Annotated in this window: 16 protein-coding genes; 7 read left to right on the plus strand and 9 right to left on the minus strand. The window is 59.4% G+C overall.

All coding sequences use genetic code 11. The features are described 5' to 3' along the window. Positions 1–25 precede the first annotated feature (25 nt). Positions 26–2,866: a two-component system sensor histidine kinase RcsC gene (rcsC, locus tag ABLU95_RS06710; RefSeq protein ID WP_023290484.1), complete on the minus strand. Its 2,841-nt coding sequence runs from the start codon at positions 2,864–2,866 to the stop codon at positions 26–28. A 131-nt stretch (positions 2,867–2,997) separates the two neighbouring features. After that, on the minus strand, positions 2,998–5,631 hold the full coding sequence (gyrA, locus tag ABLU95_RS06715; RefSeq protein WP_004201688.1) for a DNA topoisomerase (ATP-hydrolyzing) subunit A: 2,634 nt from the start codon (positions 5,629–5,631) through the stop codon (positions 2,998–3,000). 146 nt (positions 5,632–5,777) lie between these two features. Here gyrA and ubiG point away from each other — a divergent pair, with 146 nt between their 5' ends. The 4 genes from ubiG to yfaE all read left to right on the plus strand — a co-directional run bounded on the left by ubiG (position 5,778) and on the right by yfaE (position 10,622). Next, the gene (gene ubiG / locus ABLU95_RS06720) at positions 5,778–6,506 is read left to right on the plus strand and encodes a bifunctional 2-polyprenyl-6-hydroxyphenol methylase/3-demethylubiquinol 3-O-methyltransferase UbiG (protein WP_064157266.1); all 729 of its coding nucleotides are present in this window, start codon (positions 5,778–5,780) and stop codon (positions 6,504–6,506) included. Between the two features lie 344 nt (positions 6,507–6,850). Further along, on the plus strand, positions 6,851–9,136 hold the full coding sequence (nrdA, locus tag ABLU95_RS06725) for a class 1a ribonucleoside-diphosphate reductase subunit alpha (protein ID WP_048297918.1): 2,286 nt from the start codon (positions 6,851–6,853) through the stop codon (positions 9,134–9,136). 101 nt (positions 9,137–9,237) lie between these two features. Beyond that, the gene (gene nrdB, locus ABLU95_RS06730) at positions 9,238–10,368 is read left to right on the plus strand and encodes a class Ia ribonucleoside-diphosphate reductase subunit beta (RefSeq protein WP_004140835.1); all 1,131 of its coding nucleotides are present in this window, start codon (positions 9,238–9,240) and stop codon (positions 10,366–10,368) included. Then, positions 10,368–10,622, plus strand: a complete 255-nt coding sequence (yfaE, locus tag ABLU95_RS06735) for a class I ribonucleotide reductase maintenance protein YfaE (RefSeq protein WP_004201692.1) — start codon at positions 10,368–10,370, stop codon at positions 10,620–10,622. Before nrdB ends, yfaE begins: the two co-directional genes overlap by 1 nt. Before the next feature lie 413 nt (positions 10,623–11,035). On the opposite strand, the gene glpQ is transcribed toward yfaE, so the two are convergent. Next, positions 11,036–12,106 carry a glycerophosphodiester phosphodiesterase gene (gene glpQ, locus ABLU95_RS06740; RefSeq protein WP_348879097.1) on the minus strand — a complete coding sequence of 357 codons (1,071 nt, stop codon included), beginning with the start codon at positions 12,104–12,106 and terminating at the stop codon, positions 11,036–11,038. A gap of 9 nt (positions 12,107–12,115) precedes the next feature. Beyond that, entirely contained in the window at positions 12,116–13,462 is a 1,347-nt protein-coding gene (gene glpT, locus ABLU95_RS06745; protein ID WP_023290488.1) for a glycerol-3-phosphate transporter, read from the minus strand. 272 nt (positions 13,463–13,734) lie between these two features. Between glpT and glpA the strand changes: the two genes are divergently transcribed. From glpA to glpC, 3 genes are read left to right on the plus strand one after another with little or no spacing between them, the layout of a single operon-like run. Continuing rightward, positions 13,735–15,357 (plus strand): anaerobic glycerol-3-phosphate dehydrogenase subunit A, encoded by a 1,623-nt coding sequence (glpA, locus tag ABLU95_RS06750; RefSeq protein WP_348879099.1) that lies wholly within the window; start codon positions 13,735–13,737, stop codon positions 15,355–15,357. Next, positions 15,347–16,606: a glycerol-3-phosphate dehydrogenase subunit GlpB gene (gene glpB / locus ABLU95_RS06755; RefSeq protein ID WP_348879101.1), complete on the plus strand. Its 1,260-nt coding sequence runs from the start codon at positions 15,347–15,349 to the stop codon at positions 16,604–16,606. Before glpA ends, glpB begins: the two co-directional genes overlap by 11 nt. Next, positions 16,603–17,781 carry an anaerobic glycerol-3-phosphate dehydrogenase subunit GlpC gene (gene glpC, locus ABLU95_RS06760; protein ID WP_087849530.1) on the plus strand — a complete coding sequence of 393 codons (1,179 nt, stop codon included), beginning with the start codon at positions 16,603–16,605 and terminating at the stop codon, positions 17,779–17,781. The genes glpB and glpC overlap by 4 nt, the downstream gene beginning before the upstream one ends. Before the next feature lie 21 nt (positions 17,782–17,802). On the opposite strand, the gene yfaU is transcribed toward glpC, so the two are convergent. From yfaU to ABLU95_RS06785, 5 genes are all read right to left on the minus strand, one after another. Then, positions 17,803–18,606 carry a 2-keto-3-deoxy-L-rhamnonate aldolase gene (yfaU, locus tag ABLU95_RS06765; RefSeq protein ID WP_086075462.1) on the minus strand — a complete coding sequence of 268 codons (804 nt, stop codon included), beginning with the start codon at positions 18,604–18,606 and terminating at the stop codon, positions 17,803–17,805. 14 nt (positions 18,607–18,620) lie between these two features. Next, positions 18,621–19,910 (minus strand): MFS transporter, encoded by a 1,290-nt coding sequence (locus ABLU95_RS06770; protein ID WP_032453561.1) that lies wholly within the window; start codon positions 19,908–19,910, stop codon positions 18,621–18,623. Positions 19,911–19,951: 41 nt separating this feature from the next. Then, on the minus strand, positions 19,952–21,157 hold the full coding sequence (gene rhmD / locus ABLU95_RS06775) for an L-rhamnonate dehydratase (protein WP_017899291.1): 1,206 nt from the start codon (positions 21,155–21,157) through the stop codon (positions 19,952–19,954). A 10-nt stretch (positions 21,158–21,167) separates the two neighbouring features. Next, positions 21,168–21,953 carry an IclR family transcriptional regulator gene (locus ABLU95_RS06780; protein WP_023290494.1) on the minus strand — a complete coding sequence of 262 codons (786 nt, stop codon included), beginning with the start codon at positions 21,951–21,953 and terminating at the stop codon, positions 21,168–21,170. A gap of 203 nt (positions 21,954–22,156) precedes the next feature. Continuing rightward, positions 22,157–23,353: a nicotinamide mononucleotide deamidase-related protein YfaY gene (locus tag ABLU95_RS06785; protein ID WP_044524253.1), complete on the minus strand. Its 1,197-nt coding sequence runs from the start codon at positions 23,351–23,353 to the stop codon at positions 22,157–22,159. Between the last annotated feature and the right edge of the window lie 35 nt (positions 23,354–23,388).

A 23,388-nucleotide genomic window follows, 5' to 3' on the forward strand; every position in this document is an offset into this window, starting at 1 on the left:
CGCCCCGGCGAGACGGAGTTCCCCGTTATTCCCGCCCTTTACGTACCCGCGCCGCATATACCGTCAGCGTTTGCTTCAGCACGTCAAGCGTCACCGGCTTGGACAGACAGCTGTCCATCCCCGATTCCAGACAGCGCTGCTTCTCTTCCGCCAGGGCATTGGCCGTGACGCCAATCACCGGCAGCGTCAGGCCAAGCTGACGAATGCGCTGCGTCAGGCGATAACCATCCATATTAGGCATGTTGACGTCGCTGAGCACGATATCGATGTGCTGCTTGCTGAGGACGTTGAGCGCGTCGACCCCGTCGTTCGCGGTCACGCACTGGTAGCCGAGCGATCCCAGCTGATCCGCCAGCAGGCGCCGGTTGATCGGATGATCGTCGACCACGAGGATCATCATGTCGTCGTTATTGCCGGCCTGCGCCTCCGGCGCCATCAGCGCCCGGCTATTGTCCGCACTGGCCAGCGCGACGTGGAAAATACGCCCCAACAGCGGCAGCAGTTCATGCGGCGTCGTCACGCTATGCAGCCACTCGCCGGCGGCCCGTTCCTGCGGAATACCGATATGACGACGGCAGAAGATGACCATCGCCCTTCCCTGCCAGCCGCTCAGCGCTTCATCGTCAGTGAGTAAGACATCCTCGGCGTCCGGGGTTTCTCCGGCATGACGACGTACCGTGAGGCCGTGATAGCTGAGCAGCGAGGTGACGAACATCGCCAGCGAGGTGTTGTGGATGGCCAGCCAGCAGGTCTTGCCAGCGAAACCGTTCGCCGTCATCTGCGGCGTGTTCTGCACGCCATACAGCGGGATGCGGATGGTAAAGCGGCTGCCCATTCCCGGCTCCGTTTCCACGGCGATATCGCCATCCATCATGCTGATCAGTTTTTCACAGATCGCCAGGCCAAGGCCGGTGCCCTGGAAGTTGCGCTGCACGCCGGTCCCCACCTGGAAGAAGGGGTCGAAGAGGCGCAATACCTCTTTCGCCGGGATCCCCTCCCCGGTGTCGCGGACGCTAATCTGCAGATAATCCCCCGCGCACTGGACGTGCAGGATAATGCAGCCGGTGTCGGTGAACTTGATCGCATTGCTCAGCAGGTTGGAGATCACCTGCTGCAGGCGCATCGGGTCGCCGGACATCTGTTCCGGAACGTCCGGTTCGATAAAGCAGTACAGACCCAGCTGCTTGCGCACCACCAGCGGCAGATAGTTGGCGGAGATATGGTTCATGACCTCGCGCGGGGAAAATTCCCGCGGCTCGATCTTCAACTGCTCGGACTCGATTTTGGAGAAATCGAGAATATCGCTGATGATTTTCAACAGCAGGCTTGAGGAGTTGTTCATCGCCGTCACCAGGCGATCGACGCCCTTCGGCAACGCTTTGGTCTGCAGCAGATCGAGGTTGCCGATGATGCCATACAGCGGAGTGCGCAGCTCATGGCTGACGGTGGCAAGGAACATCGATTTCGACTGGCTGGCCTGCTCCGCCGCCTGGGCCATCTCCTGCAGCGACTCTTCCATCTTCACGCGGGCGGAAACGTCCACCAGCACGCAAATCGCCACGTTTTCGTTGCGATAGCGCGAGTGGACAAAGCTAATCTGCAGGTTGGTATGGTTGCTGGTCAGCACATCGACAAAGTTGACCTGCTGGCCGCAGATGATCTGCGTCAGCCGCTGGCGGTCCTCATGGGTCAGCATGTTCAGATAGTTGTGCGCCAGCTCGTTACTGAGAATGTTGGTCCCGTCGAGGGTGCGCAGAATACAGATCCCCACCGGGGCGGAGGCCACGATTTTGCGGTTGAACTGCTCATGCTCTTCCAGCCGCTGAGCGTCATTTTCCGCAGGGATAAAAATGCGCCGCTCATACATCCGCGCCAGCGCAAACAGCATCGCGCCGCTGAGGATATTGAGAACGATGGCGTTGATGATCAGCATACGGATCCGCTCCAGCACCTGGTCTACCGAGACGGAATAGACGATGCTCAGGGAGGACGGCGCGAGGCTTTTCTTCAGCACCAGCTCGCGGAAACCCGCGCTGTAGCCAAACCACATCCGCTCCTGCATCCATTTCGCTTCGCTCTGGATTTTGCTTTCCGCGCCGGCCAGGGAGATCAGCGGCTGGCCGTTATCGTCGAAGATAGTCACGCTCATCGGCAGGCTGCCCGGCGTAAAGAAGCTTTCCATGCGGATGGTCTGCTCAACGCCGAGCATCGCCTGCAGGCGATTGGCCATATAGATCGGCGTCAGGGCGTAAAAATAGCCCACCCCGGGGCGCATGCCCTGGCTTATCCAGAACAGGTTGTTGCCGCGCTCGTTTTGCGGCGCATTGCGGTATTGCTCAATGCGTTGATGCAGGACTTTCAGCGCCTGATCGCGCTCAATCGGCACGTCACGCAGGCCAAAGTTGGCCATACAGAGGTTATCGCTGCCGATGAGAAAGATGCGGTTAAGGTCGTAGGCGGCGGTGAAATTATCCCGCCAGTAGCGCATAAACCACGCCAGCGATTGGAGCGAATTACGCCAGGCGCTACTCATCGCGCTGCAGTCGGAGTCAGGATACAGGGGTTCAAAGCTGGGGATTGCAATATCGCCGCTTTGCCCTTGCGCTACCGCATCCCCTGCCGAAAGCCGGTTACCGGCGACGTACTTCAGCTCTTTAATCACATCCGCCGTACGCTGAATGTAGCGCTGGGCCTGATCGGCGTTGAGATTGAGCTCCTGATGGATCTCGGCTTCCCGCTCGTGCAGCGCGTTGACGATATAAAACACAGAGACAAACGCAATCAGCAGCCACAGCAATACCGCCAGCGCTCTGAACAGATAACGTGAAACCTTCAGGGTTGTGTGAAAAGAGGCAAGATATTTCAATGTGGCGATGCTCGGCCGTCAGGGACTCAACAGAATGGGGTTAAAGTAGCGGTAAACCGGCTTTGCCGCAATGTTAATGCAAAAAGGGCCGGGAGAATACCCGGCCCTTTCAGAACATTTACCTGGGACGATTACTCTTCGTCTTCGGCGATGTCGTCATCGGTATCCGCTTCCGGGGCGATATCGTCATCGCCTTCCGCCGCGCTACCGTCGATGGCGTCCAGTTCTTCGTCGTCGACCGGCTCAGCGACGCGCTGCAGCCCCACCACGTTTTCATCTTCCGCGGTGCGGATGAGGATCACGCCCTGGGTGTTACGGCCCACGATGCTCACTTCGGAAACGCGGGTACGCACCAGCGTCCCGGCGTCGGTGATCATCATGATCTGATCGCAATCATCCACCTGTACGGCGCCGACCACGGAACCGTTACGCTCGGTGACTTTGATCGAGATAACGCCCTGGGTGGCACGCGACTTGGTCGGATACTCAGCCGCGGCGGTACGTTTACCGTAACCGTTTTGCGTCACCGTCAGGATCGCGCCTTCGCCGCGCGGAATAATCAGCGAGACGACGCTGTCGTTTTCCGCCAGCTTAATGCCGCGTACGCCGGTGGCGGTACGGCCCATGGCGCGAACGGCATCTTCTTTGAAGCGCACGACCTTGCCGGCCGCGGAGAACAGCATCACTTCGTCCTGACCAGAGGTCAGATCGACGCCGATCAGCTCATCGCCTTCGTTCAGGTTCACCGCGATAATGCCGGCGGAACGCGGACGACTGAACTCGGTCAGTGCGGTTTTCTTCACGGTACCGCTGGCGGTGGCCATAAAGACGTTGACGCCCTCTTCATACTCGCGGACCGGCAGGATAGCGGTGATACGCTCATCGGCTTCCAGCGGCAGCAGGTTGACGATCGGACGACCGCGCGCGCCGCGGCTGGCCTCCGGCAGCTGATAGACCTTCATCCAGTACAGACGACCGCGGCTTGAGAAGCAGAGGATGGTGTCATGGGTGTTGGCCACCAGCAGGCGGTCAATAAAGTCTTCTTCTTTAATGCGCGCTGCCGATTTGCCTTTACCGCCACGACGCTGTGCTTCGTAGTCGGTCAGCGGCTGATACTTCACATAGCCCTGATGCGACAGGGTGACCACCACGTCTTCCTGATTGATCAGATCTTCGATGTTGATATCAGCGCTGTTGGCGGTGATTTCGGTACGACGTTCGTCGCCGAACTGGTCGCGGATCAGCTCCAGCTCTTCGCGAATCACTTCCATCAGACGGTCGGCGCTGCCGAGGATGTGCAGCAGTTCCGCGATCTGTTCCAGCAGCTCTTTATACTCGTCGAGCAGTTTTTCATGCTCAAGGCCGGTCAGTTTCTGCAGACGCAGATCCAGAATCGCCTGGGCCTGCTGCTCGGTCAGGTAGTATTTACCCTCGCGCACGCCGAACTCGGGCTCCAGCCATTCCGGACGCGCGGCGTCATCACCGGCACGCTCCAGCATCGCCGCGACGTTACCGAGATCCCACGCCTGGGCAACCAGCGCCGCTTTCGCTTCAGCCGGAGTCGGCGCGCGACGGATCAGTTCGATAATCGGGTCGATATTGGCCAGCGCCACGGCCAGCGCTTCGAGGATATGCGCGCGGTCACGGGCTTTACGCAGCTCGAAAATGGTGCGACGGGTCACCACTTCGCGGCGGTGGCGCACGAAGGCGGCGATGATGTCTTTCAGGTTCATGATCTTCGGCTGGCCATGGTGCAGAGCAACCATGTTGATGCCGAAGGAGACCTGCAGCTGGGTCTGGGAATAGAGGTTGTTGAGCACCACTTCCCCTACCGCGTCGCGCTTCACTTCAATCACGATGCGCATCCCGTCTTTATCAGACTCGTCACGCAGCGCGCTGATGCCTTCCACGCGTTTTTCTTTTACCAGCTCGGCGATTTTCTCAATCAGGCGCGCTTTGTTCACCTGATAGGGAATTTCATGCACGATGATGGTTTCGCGGCCGGATTTCGCGTCCACTTCCACTTCCGCGCGCGCGCGGATGTAGACTTTACCGCGACCGGTGCGGTAGGCCTCTTCAATGCCGCGACGGCCGTTGATAATGGCGGCGGTCGGGAAATCAGGGCCAGGAATATGCGCCATCAGCCCTTCAATGCTGATGTCTTCATCGTCGACATAGGCCAGACAGCCGTTGATCACTTCCGTCAGGTTATGCGGCGGTATGTTGGTAGCCATCCCGACGGCGATCCCGGAGGCGCCGTTTACCAGCAGGTTAGGAATTTTGGTCGGCATGACGTCCGGAATACGCTCCGTGCCGTCATAGTTGTCAACGAAATCGACCGTCTCTTTTTCAAGATCGGCCATCAGCTCATGAGCGATTTTCGCCAGACGAATTTCGGTATAACGCATCGCCGCGGCGGAGTCGCCGTCGATGGAACCAAAGTTACCCTGGCCGTCCACCAGCATGTAACGCAGCGAGAACGGCTGCGCCATACGCACGATGGTGTCGTATACCGCGGAGTCGCCGTGCGGGTGGTATTTACCGATTACGTCACCAACGACACGGGCTGATTTTTTATAGGCTTTGTTCCAGTCATTGCCCAATACGTTCATGGCGTAAAGTACGCGACGGTGTACCGGCTTCAGGCCATCTCGGACATCCGGCAGCGCACGGCCAACAATGACCGACATCGCATAATCCAGATAAGAGTTCTTAAGCTCTTCCTCAATGTTGACCGGTGTAATTTCTCTCGCAAGGTCGCTCATCTAACCGCTATCCCTCTACTGTATCCCGGATTCAAAGGTCGCAAATTATAACACAGCCGCGCTAAGAGAGGTAAAGCAATACGGTTTATTCATGGCGCGCTGCTGATATACTCGCAGGTCTGAACAGAAAAGGAGTAAAAGCGCCCATGAATGCCGAAAAAACGTCGGTAGCCCCTAACGTCGATCATGCTGAAATCGCCAAATTCGAAGCCGTCGCCTCGCGCTGGTGGGATCTGGAGGGCGAGTTCAAACCGCTCCACCGCATTAACCCCCTGCGGCTGGGCTATATCGCCGAACGCTCTGGCGGCCTGTTCGGTAAAAAAGTCCTCGATGTCGGCTGCGGCGGCGGCATCCTCGCCGAGAGCATGGCGCGCGAAGGCGCGACGGTCACCGGGCTGGACATGGGCGCCGAGCCGCTGCAGGTGGCGAAACTGCACGCCCTGGAGAGCGGAATTCAGGTGGAGTATGTTCAGGAAACGGTTGAAGAACATGCCGCGAAGCATCCGCAGCAGTATGACGTCGTCACCTGCATGGAGATGCTGGAGCACGTCCCTGACCCACAGTCGGTCGTCCACGCCTGCGCGCGGCTGGTGAAGCCTGGCGGCCAGGTCTTCTTCTCCACCATCAACCGTAACGGTAAAGCGTGGCTGATGGCAGTGGTCGGCGCGGAATATGTCATGAAGATGGTGCCCAAAGGCACTCATGATGTGAAAAAGTTTATCAAGCCGGCCGAACTGCTGGGCTGGGTAGATCAGACTACTCTGAAAGAGCAGCATATCATCGGCCTGCATTACAATCCGTTGACCAACACCTTCAAGTTGGCGCCGGGGGTTGATGTTAACTATATGTTGCATACCAGCGCCAAAAAAGCGTGACGTCAGCACCTGCGCTTATGATGATTGCGCGGCATCAAGCCGCGTGATTATTTCTTCCGATGAAGAAATCAGCACTCGATCAAATTTTCATTTTTTTTTCTGTTTTATTGACTTCTTCTCCAGGCCTTATGCGACGTGGACTTGCGGATTATTACCCTTCCGCAACCTCAATTTAACGTCAAAATCAACCCTTGTACTCAAAAGATTCCTTACTAAAATACTCACCATATAGCGTTCCTTTTATCGACAACCCCCTACATATAGTATTTATCCACAGAGTTAGTCACAACGGCCTTCTGTGGATAAACGGGGGATATTTTCTTTCACGGACAGGTAAAATCCACATGAATCAGAGTCTGCTGGTGACAAAGCGCGACGGAACCACCGAGCGCATCAATCTCGACAAAATCCATCGCGTACTGGATTGGGCGGCAGAAGGACTGAATAACGTTTCGATTTCCCAGGTAGAGTTGCGCTCGCATATCCAGTTCTATGACGGCATTAAAACCGCGGACATCCACGAAACCATTATCAAAGCCGCTGCGGATCTGATCTCCCGCGAGGCGCCGGATTACCAGTACCTCGCCGCGCGTCTGGCGATTTTCCATTTGCGTAAAAAAGCCTTCGGCCAGTTTGAGCCGCCGGCGCTTTACGATCACGTGGTGAAGATGGTCGAGAAGGGTAAATACGATCATCATCTGCTGGAAGACTACACGGAAGAAGAGTTCCAGCAGATGGACGGTTTCCTCGACCACTGGCGCGACATGAACTTCTCCTACGCTGCCGTTAAGCAGCTGGAAGGCAAGTATCTGGTACAAAACCGCGTCACCGGCGAAATTTATGAGAGCGCGCAGTTCCTCTATATTCTGGTGGCTGCCTGCCTGTTCTCTAACTACCCGCGCGAAACGCGTCTGGACTACATCAAGCGTTTCTACGACGCGGTGTCGACCTTTAAAATCTCGCTGCCGACGCCGATCATGTCCGGCGTGCGTACCCCAACCCGTCAGTTCAGCTCCTGCGTGCTGATCGAGTGCGGCGACAGCCTGGACTCCATCAACGCTACCTCCAGCGCGATTGTGAAATACGTTTCCCAGCGCGCCGGCATCGGCATCAACGCCGGCCGCATTCGCGCGCTGGGCAGCCCGATCCGCGGCGGCGAAGCCTTCCACACCGGCTGCATTCCGTTCTACAAACATTTCCAGACCGCGGTGAAGTCCTGCTCGCAGGGCGGCGTACGCGGCGGCGCGGCGACCCTCTTCTACCCAATGTGGCATCTGGAAGTGGAAAGCCTGCTGGTGCTGAAAAACAACCGCGGGACCGACGCCAACCGCGTTCGTCACATGGACTACGGGGTGCAGATCAACAAGCTGATGTACACCCGTCTGCTGAAGGGCGGCGACATTACCCTGTTCAGCCCTTCCGACGTCCCGGGCCTGTATGACGCTTTCTTCGCCGATCAGGACGAATTTGAGCGCCTGTACACCCAGTACGAGCAGGACGACAGCATTCGCAAGCAGCGCATTAAAGCGGTTGAGCTGTTCTCGCTGATGATGCAGGAGCGCGCCTCCACCGGCCGCATCTACATCCAGAACGTCGACCACTGCAACACCCACAGCCCGTTCGATCCGGTGGTCGCCCCGGTGCGCCAGTCTAACCTGTGCCTGGAGATCGCCCTGCCGACTAAACCGCTGGAAGACGTCAACGACGAAAACGGCGAAATCGCGCTGTGCACCCTGTCGGCCTTCAACCTCGGGGCTATCGACAGTCTCGACGAGCTGGAAGAGCTGGCGGTGCTGGCGGTGCGTGCCCTGGACGCGCTGCTCGACTATCAGGATTACCCCATCCCGGCCGCCAAACGCGGCGCGATGGGCCGCCGTACGCTGGGCATCGGCGTGATCAACTTCGCTTACTATCTGGCGAAGCATGGCAAACGCTACTCCGACGGCAGCGCCAACAACCTGACCCACAAAACGTTCGAAGCGATTCAGTACTACCTGCTGAAGGCCTCCAACGAACTGGCTATCGAACAGGGCGCTTGCCCGTGGTTCAACGAAACCACTTATGCGCAGGGTATCCTGCCGATCGATACCTATAAAAAAGACCTGGACGGCATCGTCAGCGAAGCCCTGCACTACGACTGGGAAGCGCTTCGCGCGTCCATCAAAACCCACGGCCTGCGTAACTCCACGCTCTCCGCGCTGATGCCGTCCGAGACCTCGTCGCAGATCTCCAACGCCACCAACGGCATCGAGCCGCCGCGCGGCCACGTGAGTATCAAAGCGTCGAAGGATGGGATCCTGCGCCAGGTGGTGCCGGACTACGAAAACCTGCAGAACGCCTACGAACTGCTGTGGGAAATGCCGAACAACGACGGCTACCTGCAGCTGGTGGGTATCATGCAGAAGTTTATCGACCAGTCGATCTCTGCGAATACCAACTACGATCCGACGCGCTTCCCTTCCGGAAAAGTGCCGATGCAGCAGTTGCTGAAAGACCTGCTCAACGCCTATAAATTCGGCGTCAAAACGCTGTACTATCACAACACCCGTGATGGCGCTGAAGACGCTCAGGATGACCTGGCGCCGTCCATCCAGGACGACGGCTGCGAAAGCGGCGCTTGTAAGATCTAAGGTATTTTTGCCGGGTGGCGCTACGCTTACCCGGCCTACGATTTTGTAGGCCCGGCCAACGCATCGCCGCCGGGCAGTACAGTTCAACAGGACTCACTTCAATGGCATACACCACTTTTTCACAGACGAAAAACGATCAGCTGCTTGAGCCAATGTTTTTTGGCCAGCCGGTTAACGTGGCCCGCTACGATCAGCAAAAATACGATATCTTTGAAAAGCTGATTGAAAAACAGCTCTCCTTCTTCTGGCGCCCGGAAGAGGTTGACGTCTCCCGCGATCGCATTGACTACCAGGCGCTGCCGGAACATGAAAAACACATTTTCATCAGCAACCTGAAGTACCAGACGCTGCTCGACTCCATCCAGGGCCGTAGCCCAAACGTGGCACTGCTGCCGCTGATCTCCATCCCGGAGCTGGAGACCTGGGTGGAAACCTGGGCCTTCTCCGAGACCATTCACTCGCGCTCGTACACCCATATCATCCGCAACATCGTCAACGACCCGGCGACCGTGTTCGACGATATCGTCACCAACGAGCAGATCCAGAAGCGTGCCGAGGGGATCTCCCACTATTACGATTCGCTGATCGAGATGACCAGCTACTGGCACCTGCTGGGCGAAGGCACCCACACCGTCAACGGCAAGACCGTGACCGTCAATCTGCGCGAGCTGAAAAAGAAACTCTATCTGTGCCTGATGAGCGTCAACGCCCTGGAAGCGATCCGCTTCTACGTCAGCTTCGCCTGCTCCTTCGCCTTTGCCGAGCGCAAACTGATGGAAGGCAACGCCAAAATTATCCGCCTGATCGCCCGCGATGAAGCGCTGCACCTGACCGGCACTCAGCATATGCTGAACCTGCTGCGCTCCGGCAGCGACGATCCGGAAATGGCGGAAATCGCCGAAGAGTGCAAGCAGGAGTGCTATGACCTGTTCGTGCTGGCGGCGCAGCAGGAGAAAGAGTGGGCGGACTACCTGTTCCGCGACGGCTCGATGATTGGCCTGAACAAAGATATTCTCTGCCAGTACGTCGAGTACATCACCAATATCCGCATGCAGGCGGTAGGCCTCGATCTGCCGTTCCAGACCCGCTCCAACCCGATCCCGTGGATCAACACCTGGCTGGTCTCCGACAACGTCCAGGTGGCGCCGCAGGAAGTAGAGGTCAGCTCTTACCTGGTCGGCCAGATCGACTCTGAAGTCGATGCCGACGACCTGAGCAATTTCCAGCTGTAATGAAGCGGATCTTCTTGAAAATCTCTGACACTCGCCTTGAGTGTCAGGATGAACACCCTTCCCTGTTGGCTGCTCTTGAATCGCATAATATCGACGTCGAGTATCAGTGCCGCGCAGGCTATTGCGGCTCCTGCCGCACTCGTCTGGTCTCCGGCCAGGTTGACTGGCTGACCGAGCCGCTGGCCTTTATCCAGCCGGGAGAAATTTTGCCCTGCTGCTGCCGGGCGAAGGGCGATATTGAGATCGAGATGTAGTCTTGTCAGGTGGCGCTACGCTTACCTGACCTACTGTTCCAGGACCGGCCGTTTACGCACTGCCGTCCTGGGCTGCTGAAACTGCCGGTGTTGCGGCCTCAAAATCGCTGAGACGTTCCCGGAAGGCTGGGGCAGCCCGCATGGATGTGGGCTGAGGGCCGTGTTTTGCACGGACGCAGCGGCGATTTTGCTGGCCGGAGCCCGGGGGTACAGGGGGCGGCGGCGACTGGCCTCCCCCTGTGCGCTCCCTGCGCTATGAAAGGCATAACGTAGAAGAATTATCGGGAGCGCAATCTTCCAGGAAATAACATAGAACAAACGTTATTCCCGGGTCGAAATCGTTGCACACCGAGAACAGTGTCAACAAAACCGCAGTTCGTACGCCGGGTAAGGCGCAACCGCCACCCGGCTTTTTAGCGTTTAGCATCCAGGAATTGCACCGCTTTATCCGGAAAATCGGTAAACAAGCCGTCGACGTCCGCCTGGCGATACAGCAGGTCATAGAGCTGATTGACGTTGCTGGCGTACTCCGGCAGCTGATCCGCGCGCACGGTATACGGATGCACCTGCAGATGGCTGGCGTGCGCCTCCTTCACCATCGCCGTCAGCTTCACCGCCCCCGGCTTTGAGCCTTCCGCCACCAGCATATGATAATCCGGACCAATGCCGTCGGCGTACTGCGCAATCTGCGCCATTGCCCCCGGCTTGAACATCCAGTCATAGCTGTAGTTCACCCACTTGCCGTCAGCCTGCCGCTGCTGGGTTTCATTCCAGTCGGTATAGGCGATAAGCTGCACCAGCTTGAGATCCATGCCCATCTTCGGCTCCAGCTCATGCTTAATACGCTTGAGCTCGCTGGCGTCAAAGCACTGCAGATACACCTTATCCTGCTTGCTGGTGTAGCCATATTCATTCAGCACTTTCAGCGTGCTGGCGGCAATATCTTTGCCTTCCTGATGGTGGAACCACGGCGCTTTGATTTCCGGGTAAATACCGATGTTTTTGCCGGTGGAATGATTCAGCCCCTGGACAAACTCAATCTCTTCTTCAAAGGTATGAATGCGGAAATCGGATTTGCCCATCGGGAAACGCCCGGGATAGGTTTGCACATTCTTGCCATCTTTCGGCTCAAAGCCTTCGGTAAACGTCAGCGACTTGATCTCGGCCAGGGTAAAGTCGATGGCGTAAAAACGGCCATCTTGACGCGCCCGCTGCGGGAAGCGCTGAGCGACGTCGGTCACCCGATCCAGATAGTGGTCGTGCAACACCACCAGTCGGTCGTCTTTGGTCATCACCAGGTCTTGCTCAAGGTAATCCGCCCCCTGCGCGTAGGCCATCGCTTTCGCCGGCAGGGTATGTTCAGGCAGATAACCGCTGGCGCCCCGGTGGGCGATAACCATTTTATCCGCCGCTGTCGCGCTGAAGCACAGCGCCGAACTGGCCAACATCATGCCGCTCATTAGCGCGGTGAGTTTCATGTTCATCGCCGCTCCTTAGGCTTGCTTCAGCTGTTGATGATGGCGGCGTTCACCGAGCATCACGATAACCAGCAGGACAACCGCCAGCACGCTGCCGCCGATCATCACCATAAAGCCGCCGTCCCAGCCGAAGAAATCGACGGTGTAGCCGACGATGGCGCTCGCGGCCACGGAACCGCCGAGGTAACCGAACAGGCCGGTGAAGCCTGCGGCGGTGCCGGCGGCTTTCTTCGGCGCCAGCTCCAGCGCATGCAGGCCAATCAGCATCACCGGGCCGTAGATCAGGAAGCCGATAATAATCATACAGGCCATATCGACGCCCGGGTTACCCGGCGGGTTCAGCCAGTACACGACGGTCGCGATGGTGACCAGGGTCATAAAGAACACGCCGGTGGCGCCGCGGTTGCCTTTAAACACTTTATCCGACATCCAGCCGCACAGCAGGGTGCCCGGGATCCCCGCGTACTCGTACAGGAAGTAGGCCCAGGAGGACTTATCCAGCGCGAAGTGCTTCACCTCTTTCAGGTAGGTCGGCGACCAGTCGAGAATGCCGTAGCGGAGCAGGTAAACGAAGACGTTGGCGACCGCGATGTACCACAGCAGCTTGTTCGGTAGAATGTACTGCATAAAGATCTGCTTCGCCGTCAGCTCTTGTTCATGCTCTTCGCTGTAATCGTCCGGGTAGTCGTTTTTATACTCTTCGATCGGCGGCAGGCCGCAGGATTGCGGCGTATCGCGCATCATCGCGAAGGCGAAAATCGCCAGCAGAATAGCGCCGAAAGCCGGCATATAGAGCGCCGCGTGCCAGTCGTTAAACCAGGCCATACCCAACAGGAACAGCAGCGGCGGAATCCCCCCGCCGACGTTATGCGCGCAGTTCCACACTGAAACAATTCCGCCGCGCTCTTTCTGCGACCACCAGTGGACCATGGTACGGCCGCACGGCGGCCAGCCCATCCCCTGGAACCAGCCGCAGAGGAACAGCAGCACGAACATGATCATGATGCTCGAGGTGGCCCACGGTACGAAGCCCATCACCAGCATCACCAGCGCGGCGAGGATCAGCCCCGCCGGCAGGAAAATGCGCGGATTCGAACGGTCAGAGACCGATCCCATGATGAATTTCGAAAATCCGTAGGCAATGGAGATGCCGGAAAGGGCGAAACCGAGATCGCCGCGAGAGAAACCTTGCTCGATAAGATAGGGCATCGCCAGGGCAAAGTTCTTACGAACCAGATAGTAAGCGGCATAACCAAAGAAGATGCCGATAAAAATCTGCCAGCGTAACCGACGATAGAGCGGGTCGATCTCCGCGGCTGGCAAACGCGCTTTATGCGCGGCGGGTTTAAAAATACTTAACATATCAGCCTCCGTGGCCCTTGCTGTTTTTTACTGACGTCACGACAACAATCCCAGATTAATCACCAACTTCGAATCTGGCCGCGATGGTAGGCAATACGTAGAGCTGATACTGTGAAACATCGCACAATTTGTTACAGAAATATGACAAAAGGTTCCAATGTGAGCACAAAATCACATAACGCGCTCAAATAACGCGCGAATATGCTCGAAATCAAACAATAACCTTATTGATTGTGGCTAAATGGCGGTAAACGAAAGCAGAGGAGCTGAAGATGACGGGACGTCTTGATAGCGAGGTCATCATCATCGGCGGCGGAGCAACCGGCGCCGGCATCGCCCGCGACTGCGCCCGACGCGGATTACGCACAGTGCTCATTGAGCGCCATGATATCGCCACCGGGGCCACCGGCCGTAATCATGGGCTGTTGCACAGCGGCGCCCGCTATGCGGTGACCGACAACGAATCCGCCCGCGAATGCATCAATGAGAACCGCATCCTGCGCCGCATCGCCCGTCACTGTATCGAACCGGCCGGCGGTCTGTTCATTACCCTGCCTGAAGACGATCTGGCCTGGCAGCAGACCTTTATCGCCGCCTGCCAGCAGGCTGGCATAGAGGCCACGCCGCTTTCTGCGCAGGAGGCGCTGCGCCGCGAGCCCGCCGTCAACCCGACGCTGCTGGGGGCGGTGCAGGTCCCGGATGGCACCATTGACCCGTTTCGCCTCACCGCGGCCAATATGCTCGACGCCCGCGAACACGGCGCGCAGATCCTCACCGGCTGCGAAGTGACAGGCCTGCTGCGCCAGGGCGACCGCGTCTGTGGCGTCCAGGTATACGATCGTCAGCTTCAGCAGACCCGCGCTCTGTACGCCGGGGTAGTGGTCAATGCCGCCGGGATCTGGGGGCAGCGCATTGCGGAATATGCCGACCTGCGCATCACCATGTTCCCGGCGAAGGGATCGCTGTTGATCCTTGACCACCGGATTAACAACCTGGTGATCAACCGCTGCCGTAAGCCAGCCGATGCCGATATTCTGGTGCCCGGGGATACCATCTCGCTGATCGGCACCACCTCGATGCATATTCCTTATGACGAAATTGACGACAACCGGGTAACGACCACGGAAGTCGAAACCCTGCTGCGCGAAGGTGAAAAGCTGGCGCCGGTCATGGGCCGCACCCGGATCCTCCGCGCCTACTCCGGCGTGCGCCCGCTGGTGGCCAGCGACAACGATCCCAGCGGACGCAGCGTCAGCCGCGGCATCGTCCTGCTCGACCATGCTCAGCGCGACGGCATGGAAGGCTTCATTACCATCACCGGCGGCAAGCTGATGACCTATCGCCTGATGGCCGAGTGGGCCACCGACGCCGTCTGTCGTAAGCTGGGCAACACCACCCCCTGTTCCACGGCCGAGAGCCCGCTCCCCGGGTCGCAGGAGCCGACGGAAAGCACCCTGCGAAAAATTATCTCCCTGCCGGGCCCGCTGCGCGGCTCTGCTGTCTACCGCCATGGCGATCGCACGCCGGCCTGGCTTGGCGACAGCCGCCAGCACCGTAGTCTGGTCTGCGAATGCGAAGCCGTCACCGCTGGTGAAGTGAAATACGCGGTGGAAAATCTGGCGGTCCACACCCTGCTCGACCTGCGCCGCCGTACCCGGATTGGCATGGGGACCTGCCAGGGGGAACTCTGCGCCTGCCGCGCCGCCGGTCTGCTGCAGCGCTTTAACGTCACCACCCCCGCGCAGTCGTTGACCCAGCTGTCGGCGTTTCTCAATGAGCGCTGGAAGGGCGTGCAGCCCATCGCCTGGGGCGACGCGCTGCGCGAAAGCGAATTCACCCGCTGGGTCTACCTCGGCCTGTGCGGACTACCACAGGAGCATCAGGATGAAATTTGACTGCGCGATTATCGGCGGCGGACTGGCCGGCCTGCTGTGCGGCCTGACGCTGAATCAGTCCGGCCTGCGCAGCGTTATCATCAGCCGCGGGCAAAGCGCGTTGCATTTTTCCTCCGCGTCGTTAGATCTGCTCTCGGCGCTGCCGAACGGCGATAACGTCACTGACCTCGCGCAAGGTCTGCAGCAGCTCGCTGAACTGCTTCCTGAGCACCCTTATTCCCGGCTCGGCGCCGGGGCGGTGCTCGAATACGCAAAACAAACTGAAGCCCTGCTGGCCGCCTGCGGCGCGGTGATGCAGGGCGACGCGCACCGCCCGCACCGGCGGGTAACGCCGCTGGGGACGCTGCGCGCGGCGTGGCTATCGCCGCAGGAGGTTCCTGTCGCGCCACTCCCCCGACAGGGGGTCTGTCTGGTGGGGATCAGCGGCTTTGCCGATTTTCAGCCGCATCTCGCCGCCGCCGCGCTCGGGCAAACCGGCGTCACCGCCGTAGCGGCGGAAATCGAGTTACCGCTGCTGGATGTTTTACGTGACAACCCCACCGAGTTTCGCGCCGCCAATATCGCCCGCCTCCTCGACGATGAAAACCACTGGCCTGCCCTGCATGCGGCGCTGCTGCCGCTGGCGCAGCAGCATGAGCTGCTAATCATGCCCGCCTGCTTTGGCCTCGCCGACGATCGCCTGTACCACTGGCTGCAGGCGCGCCTGCCCTGCCCGCTGCGTCTGCTGCCGACGCTGCCGCCTTCGGTTCCCGGGATGCGCCTGCACAGTTTGCTGCAGCGGCAGTTTGTTCGCGGCGGCGGCACCTGGCTTGCCGGCGATGAAGTGGTGAACATCAGCCATCGACAGGGCGCCGTCGAGGCCGTCTGGACGCGAAATCACAGCGATATTGCGCTGCGTCCGCGTTTTACCGTGCTGGCCAGCGGCAGCTTTTTCAGTAACGGTCTTGTCGCCACGCGGGATAGCGTGCGCGAACCCATTCTCGGTCTCGATCTACAGCAGACCCTGCCGCGCGACGACTGGTACCAGCGCGACTTCTTTGCCTCCCAGCCGTGGCAGCGCTTCGGGGTGAAAACCGATGCCCTGCTGCGCCCCATGCTGGGCGGGCAGCCGTTCAGCAATCTTTTCGCCATCGGTTCGCTGCTCGGCGGGTTCGATGCCATTCAGCTCGGCTGCGGCGGCGGGGTCTGCGCCGTCACCGCACTGCACGCCGCCAGACAGATCCACGCCCTCGCCGGAGGCCGACCATGAACGATACCCGTTTTGAAAGCTGCATTAAGTGCACGGTCTGTACCACTACCTGTCCGGTAAGCCGGGTCAATCCGCGCTATCCCGGGCCGAAACAGGCGGGGCCGGACGGCGAACGCCTGCGCCTGAAGGATGGCGCGCTGTACGATGAGGCGCTCAAGTACTGCATTAACTGCAAGCGCTGTGAGGTCGCCTGCCCGTCGGATGTGAAAATTGGCGATATCATTCAACGCGCCCGGGCACAGTATGGCCAGCAAAAACCGACCCTGCGCGACGCCATTCTCAGCCATACCGACCTGATGGGCACCCTTTCCACCCCCTTTGCCCCACTGGTAAACGCCACCACCGGCTTAAAACCGGTACGCCGCCTGCTCGACGCGGCGCTCAATATCGATCATCGCCGCACGCTGCCAAAATATGGCTTCGGCACCTTCCGCCGCGCTTTCCGCCAGCTCGCGGCCAGACAGGCGCAGTACCCTGAGCAGGTGGCCTTCTTTCATGGTTGCTACGTCAACTATAACCACCCGCAGTTGGGCAAGGATCTGATTCGCGTCGTCAATGCGCTGGGCACCGGCGTGCAGTTGTTATCACGGGAAAAATGCTGCGGCGTGCCGCTGATCGCCAACGGCTTTTTTGACAAAGCGCGTAAGCAGGCGCAGAGCAACGTCGCCGCGATGCGGGAAAACGCGCTGCCGATCATCGCCACCTCCTCGACCTGCACCTTTACGCTGCGCGATGAATACCCGCACCTCCTTGATGTCGACAACAGCGATCTCCGCGACCGGGTGGAGCTGGCCACTCGCTGGATCTGGAAACAACTGGATAGTGGCAAAACGCTGCCGCTGCGCCCGCTGCCGCTGAAGGTGGTCTATCACACGCCGTGCCATATGGAGAAAATGGGCTGGTCGCTGTATACCCTCGAACTGCTGCGGCTGATCCCTGGCCTGCAGCTGGAAGTGCTGGATTCGCAGTGCTGCGGCATCGCCGGCACCTACGGGTTTAAGACTGAGAATTACGCGGTATCCCAGGCTATCGGCGCCCCGCTGTTCCGTCAGATTGAGGAGAGCGGCGCCGACATCGTCGTCACCGACTGCGAGACCTGTAAATGGCAGATAGAAATGTCCACCAGCAAAGGCTGCGAACATCCGCTGACGGTGCTGGCGCAGGCGCTCGCCTGAGTCCGGCGCCAGCCTGCGCCGTCAATAGCTCGCTTTCTCCTGCGGCTGAGCGCTGGCGGATTTAAACATTGCCAGCCGGCGGTCCAGCGCCTGGGTGTACAGCATGGTATCGACCCCGACGGCGACGAAATTGGCCCCCCAGGCGAGACATTTATCCGCCATCGCCGGGTCGACCGCCAGAAATCCGGCCGCTTTTCCCGCCGCGCGAATGCGCCGGATGCTCTGCTCAATCACCCGCTGCACGTCAGGATGGCCCGCATCGTCCGGGTGTCCCAGCGAAGCGGAGAGATCCGCCGGCCCGATAAACACCCCGTCAATGCCCTCCACCTCGAGGATAGCGTCCAGATTTTCCAGCGCGGTTCGGCTCTCCACCTGAATCAGCAGACAGAGTTCGTCATTCGCCTCCGCCATATAATTCTCCACTCTGCCCCAGCGCGCCGCCCGGGCCACGCCGGCGCCAACGCCGCGGCTACCGACGGGAGGATAACGGGTTGCCGAGACGACTTCCCGCGCCTGCTCGGCGGTATCGACCATCGGCACCAGCAACGTTCTGGCACCAATATCCAGCACCTGTTTTATCAGGCTGCGGCTGCCCTCCACCGGACGGATCACCGGCTGACTGGCATAAGGGGCGATGGCCTGGAGCTGATGATAAAGGTCCTGAATAGTGTTCGGGGCATGCTCGCCGTCGATCAGCAGCCAGTCATATCCTGAAGTGGCGGCAATCTCCGCCAGATAGGAGGAGGTCGAGCTCAGCCACAGGCCTATTTGCGTCTCACCGCGTAATAATCCACGTTTGAAGGGGTTTGATAACAGTGCGTTCATAGCGATTCCTTTAATCAATGCTGTACGCCGCCGCGCTGAGGAACCGCGCGGGTGAGGCTTAATGAGAAGATGATGATCACCCCGATGATGGCCACGCCGGCCAGGGTTAACAGTCCAGCGGCGCTGCTGGCGAACAGCGTTTCGGCCTGCACGCGAACGATCGGCGCCAGAAAGCCGCCGATGGCGCCAAACAGGTTAACGAAGCCAATCCCGGCGGCCAGCGCCGTGCCGGAGAGCAGCTGCGTCGGCATCGTCCAGAAGACCGGCTGCACGGCAATCACCCCAACCGCCGCCACGCACAGCGCGATGATAGCCAGCACCGGCGCCACCAGCCCGGAAACCGCAATCCCGACCGCTGCCGCCAGCAGCGTCAGCGCGGCAATATTGCGCCGCTCGCCGGTACGATCGGAGTAGCGAGGGATAAGCCAGGTACCGAACAGCGCCGCCACCCATGGAATAGCCGTCACCACCGAGGCAATGAAGCCGACTTTGGTGCCCAACAGCGCGGCGACCTGAGTGGGCAGGAAGAAAATCAGGCCATAGACCGCCACCTGAATGGTCATGTAGATCAGCGCCAGCTGCCAGACCCGCCCGTTACGCAGCGCATCGGACAGACGCGAGGTGACCTTTTTCTCCTCCTCTCGCGCCAGCTCGCTTATCAGCGCCTGTTTCTCCGCCGCGCTCAGGAAGCGGGCATGCTGCGGCGAATCGTCCAGCCAGAAGAAGGTGAACGCTCCTGCGGCGACGGCGAGCAGGCCTTCAATCACAAACATCCAGAACCAGCCGGGATGGCCCATAAACCCATGCATCTCCAGCAGCGCGCCGGATAAAGGCGAACCGAGGGTCAGCGCCAGCGGCGCCCCCATATAAAAAAGCCCCATAATGCTGGCGCGGTTTTGCTGGGGAAACCACTGAGACGTGAGGTAGATCATGCCGGGGAAGAAGCCCGCCTCCGCCGCGCCCAGCAGGGTACGTACCAGCAGGAATTTCGCTTCCGTATCCGCCCACGCCATCGCCGCCGACAGCACGCCCCACAGCAGCGTGGTGCAGCCGATCCATTTTCTGGCGCCAAATTTGCGCATCAGCAGGTTGGCCGGCACCCCAAGAAAGGCATAGACCACAAAGAAAATCCCCGCCCCCAGCGCATAGGCTTCGTTGCTGAGGCCAGTGTCCAGCTGGTAGGTCTCTTTGGCGAAACCGATATTCGAACGGTCAAGAAACGCCAGCACGTACAGCGCCAGCATAAAGGGGATTAAGCGGGCGCGGTTTTTCTTCACCACGCTCTCCAGCAGAGTGTTGCTCATCATAATATCCTCAGGCGTGGGCCGCCGGGCGGCCCGGGGGATCAGTGTTGATAAGGACGTTTCAGGTTGCAGTCGCGATTGAGCTCGACGCCAAAGCCGGGTTTATCCAGTACCGATTTATGAATGCGCCCCCTCTCCGGCACCGGCTCGCCGAGCAGGATCGGGTCGAACTGCGGACGCAGCGTGGCGCAGTCAGGACTGGTCATCAGAAACTCGCTGAACGGCGTGTTGGTGAAAGTGATCACCGCATGATGTGAGTAAACCGACGAGCCGTGCGGCACCACCAGCTGCCCGCGCGCTTTAGCAATAGCCGCTATCTCCACCAGCGTGGTTAAGCCGCCGCACCAGCCGACGTCGGGCTGCATAATATCGATTCCGGTCTCCGACAGGGTGCGGAAGGACTGCAGGGTGCCGTGGTGCTCGCCGCTGGTCACCATCATCCCGGCCGGCGCCTGGCGCTTCAGCTCGCGATAACCTTCATACTGCTGCGGCGGCAGGCACTCCTCGATCCACTTGAGGTTGTAAGGGGCGCAGGCATGGGCAAGTTTGGTGGCATAGTTAACGTCCTGGCTCATCCAGCAGTCCAGCATTAACCAGAAATCCGGGCCGCATTTTTCGCGCATGTCCGCCACCATGGCGACGTCTTTGCGGATCCCGGCGTCGCCATCGTGCGGCCCCCAGTGGGTGGGCATTTTGCCGCCGATAAAGCCCATCTCCTGCGCCAGATCCGGACGGGCGCCGGTGGCATAGAACTGGATTTCGTCACGCACCGCTCCGCCCAGCAGTTTGTAGACCGGCAGGCCAACCACTTTCCCGAACAGATCCCACAGCGCGAGGTCGACACAGGAGATAGTGTTCATCACCAGACCGCCGGATCCTGCGTAGTAAAGGGTGGCGTTGAGCATCTGGTCGTGGATCAGTTTGATATCGCTGACGCATTTGCCTTCGATAAAGCGGTTGAGATGTTTTTCCACGATAAAGCAGCCCATCTCTCCGGCCGTCGACACGGCAAAGCCGGTCTGCCCGTTGTCGGCTTCCACTTCCACAATCAGCGTGCCCAGCACGTTGATGCCAAACGACTGGCGGGACTGCTCATACTGTTTGTATTTGCTCATCGGGGTGGCGATATGATCGTCAATCCAGTGGTTAGCCCCCTGATCGTGGTAATCGCCGCCGCCGGCGCCCTGCTCTGCGGTGGCGCCGCCGGTAAACCAGGCGCGGACGTGTTTAATTTTCGGTAGGGTCATGGCGTTCTCCTTATGATGAGGCGAGTTGTTCAAAGGGGCTTTTCCACCCCAGCAGTCGTGAAATATCTTTCGCGCAGGCAATCGCCTTACCGGCAAGGTAATCGCGATTGTCTTCATTGATTTGCAGACGGGTGCCCACCACCGAGATGGCGGCGGTCAGGTCGTTATTGGCGTTAAAAACCGGGGCGGCCACGCAGCGCACGTCCGGATAGTCCTCGCCATTATCAAAGCTCCACCCCCGGGCGCGGATCCGCCCCAGCTCCTCCCGCAGCTGTTGAGCATTGCTGATGGTCGTTGGCGTAGCCCGCTCCCACTGCAGTTCATCGATAATCGATGCCTGAACCCCGGCGGGCTGCCAGGCCAGCAAACATTTGCCGATCCCGGAGCGGTAAAGCGACAGGCTCTTTCCTTCGTGCGAACGCACGCTAATGGTGGCGGGTGATTCAATTTTCAGAATGTAGTAGGCGTTACCGTGATCGATAATGCCCAGATGGCAGAGCAGGCCGCACTCATCCATCAGGCGGGTCAGGCGCGGCCGCGCCAGCTCGCGCAGGTCCATTTTGCTTAGCGCCTGCCCGGCCAGCTCCACCAGTTTGGTCCACAGGCAGTAGTTATCCTGATTATCCATACTGATGAAGCGCTGCTTTTTCAGCTCGCCCAGCAGCAGATAAACCGTGCTTTTCGGGATCCCCAGCTCCGCTATTATCGTCGCCGCGCTGCAGGGTCCGATGCGGCCAATTAAATTAAGGATCTCAATCGCGCGGGTCAGCGCCGGGACTTTCGTTGATTCCAACATACTGGACTCCAATCCTGAATACTGGAATCAGTGTTGCGGTTGTCCGGGCGGTAAAGTGTGAGCGACATCGCGGGGCAATCGCTTTCCCGTATGCTGGACCGTTCGCAGCGGAAAATTGCGACTTAACGCACAGAATTTTTTCAGGAGAGTACAACAGGCTGGACAACCGGCGCCCGGGAGAAGCCCGCGCGCCGGGAAACGACTTACATTGAGAGGGAATCCACCACGTTAATCCAGCCATGTTCACTGGCCAGCGGTTGGCCATTCAGCCAGCGACGCAGCAGGTTTAATGCCATCATGGCGCAGACTTCCTGGCGTACCGCCAGGCTGTGGCGGGTGACGCTAAACTTCACCCGCAGCGCGAAGGTGCCGTCGGGGGTGGCCAGGGCCACGTTAAGATGATCGTTTTCCTGGCCGCTCACCGCCAGGGCCAGGCCGGCAAAATGGTTAATGCGCCGCTCGGCCGCCCAGCGGGCCGCCTGCGCCAGCGTCTCCTCCTGCGCCGGGACCACTTCGCTGGCCAGCAGCGGCGCGCCGGCGCGGGACAGCTGGAGCGCCAGCAGACCGCCGGTAAACTGCTCGCTGAGCGTCAGGCTCAGCTGCCGCTCCTGCAGGCAGCGTGCAATCTGCGCCGGTAACCCTTCAGTGCCTTCGAAAATCAGGCTGTCGCCAGCCACTTTACGCACTTCCGGCCACAGGGCCAGCATGGCGTCACGCTGCTCAGCCGGTCCGGTCAGCTTCAGCTCAATGATCGGCATCGACGAGCGGTAGCCCATCACCACGCCAGGCGGTAACGTCAGCGGATTGAGGTTTTGCGCCAGCTCGCTTTCCGAGCGGCCAAAAGTGGTCAGCCGCAGGCATACCGGCGGTTCCGGCAGCGTAAAGCGCTGGCGCAGGCGCGGTAAAATCTCCTGCTCGACCATCACTTTGAATTCAGAGGGAACGCCGGGGGTGAAAAACATCAGGCAGCGATTGAGCTGGATGGCAAAGCCGCAGGCCGTGCCCACCGGGTTATTGATCATCTCGGCGCTGGCGGGGATTTCCGCCTGCTTACGGTTGCTTTCCGCCATCGGCCGCCCGCGTTCAGCAAAGAAGCGGGTCATGGTTTCCAGCCACTCCGGATGCAAAATAAGTCCTTCGCCTTTCGCGGTGGCCGCGGCCAGCGCGCTCAGGTCGTCGCTGGTTGGGCCGAGGCCGCCATTGACGATCAGCACATCCGCCTGTTCGCTGCGTTCGCGCAGAATCGCCACCAGCGCATCGAGATCGTCGCCGACGGTATTACGGCGCGTTAATGGTAAACCCTGATTAAAAAAGAAATCCGCCAGCCATGCTGCATTGGTGTCAACGATTTGACCATGCAACACTTCATCGCCAGTGGACAGCATTTCCACATTCAACATTGCTCACTCCTTGCCTGCCAGGTGGCAAATACTAT

Source organism: Klebsiella sp. GG_Kp146 (genome assembly GCF_040061975.1).
GTDB lineage: Bacteria > Pseudomonadota > Gammaproteobacteria > Enterobacterales > Enterobacteriaceae > Klebsiella > Klebsiella quasipneumoniae.

Coding starts and splice junctions, on each gene's coding strand:
- glpB (WP_348879101.1), top strand. CDS start 15,347: ATGAAATTTGACTGCGCGATTATCGGCGGCGGACTGGCCGGCCTGCTG.
- glpQ (WP_348879097.1), bottom strand. CDS start 12,106: ATGAACATGAAACTCACCGCGCTAATGAGCGGCATGATGTTGGCCAGT.
- gyrA (WP_004201688.1), bottom strand. CDS start 5,631: ATGAGCGACCTTGCGAGAGAAATTACACCGGTCAACATTGAGGAAGAG.
- yfaE (WP_004201692.1), top strand. CDS start 10,368: ATGAAGCGGATCTTCTTGAAAATCTCTGACACTCGCCTTGAGTGTCAG.
- glpA (WP_348879099.1), top strand. CDS start 13,735: ATGACGGGACGTCTTGATAGCGAGGTCATCATCATCGGCGGCGGAGCA.
- nrdB (WP_004140835.1), top strand. CDS start 9,238: ATGGCATACACCACTTTTTCACAGACGAAAAACGATCAGCTGCTTGAG.
- nrdA (WP_048297918.1), top strand. CDS start 6,851: ATGAATCAGAGTCTGCTGGTGACAAAGCGCGACGGAACCACCGAGCGC.
- ABLU95_RS06770 (WP_032453561.1), bottom strand. CDS start 19,910: ATGAGCAACACTCTGCTGGAGAGCGTGGTGAAGAAAAACCGCGCCCGC.
- ubiG (WP_064157266.1), top strand. CDS start 5,778: ATGAATGCCGAAAAAACGTCGGTAGCCCCTAACGTCGATCATGCTGAA.
- ABLU95_RS06785 (WP_044524253.1), bottom strand. CDS start 23,353: ATGTTGAATGTGGAAATGCTGTCCACTGGCGATGAAGTGTTGCATGGT.
- glpT (WP_023290488.1), bottom strand. CDS start 13,462: ATGTTAAGTATTTTTAAACCCGCCGCGCATAAAGCGCGTTTGCCAGCC.
- glpC (WP_087849530.1), top strand. CDS start 16,603: ATGAACGATACCCGTTTTGAAAGCTGCATTAAGTGCACGGTCTGTACC.
- rhmD (WP_017899291.1), bottom strand. CDS start 21,157: ATGACCCTACCGAAAATTAAACACGTCCGCGCCTGGTTTACCGGCGGC.
- ABLU95_RS06780 (WP_023290494.1), bottom strand. CDS start 21,953: ATGTTGGAATCAACGAAAGTCCCGGCGCTGACCCGCGCGATTGAGATC.
- yfaU (WP_086075462.1), bottom strand. CDS start 18,606: ATGAACGCACTGTTATCAAACCCCTTCAAACGTGGATTATTACGCGGT.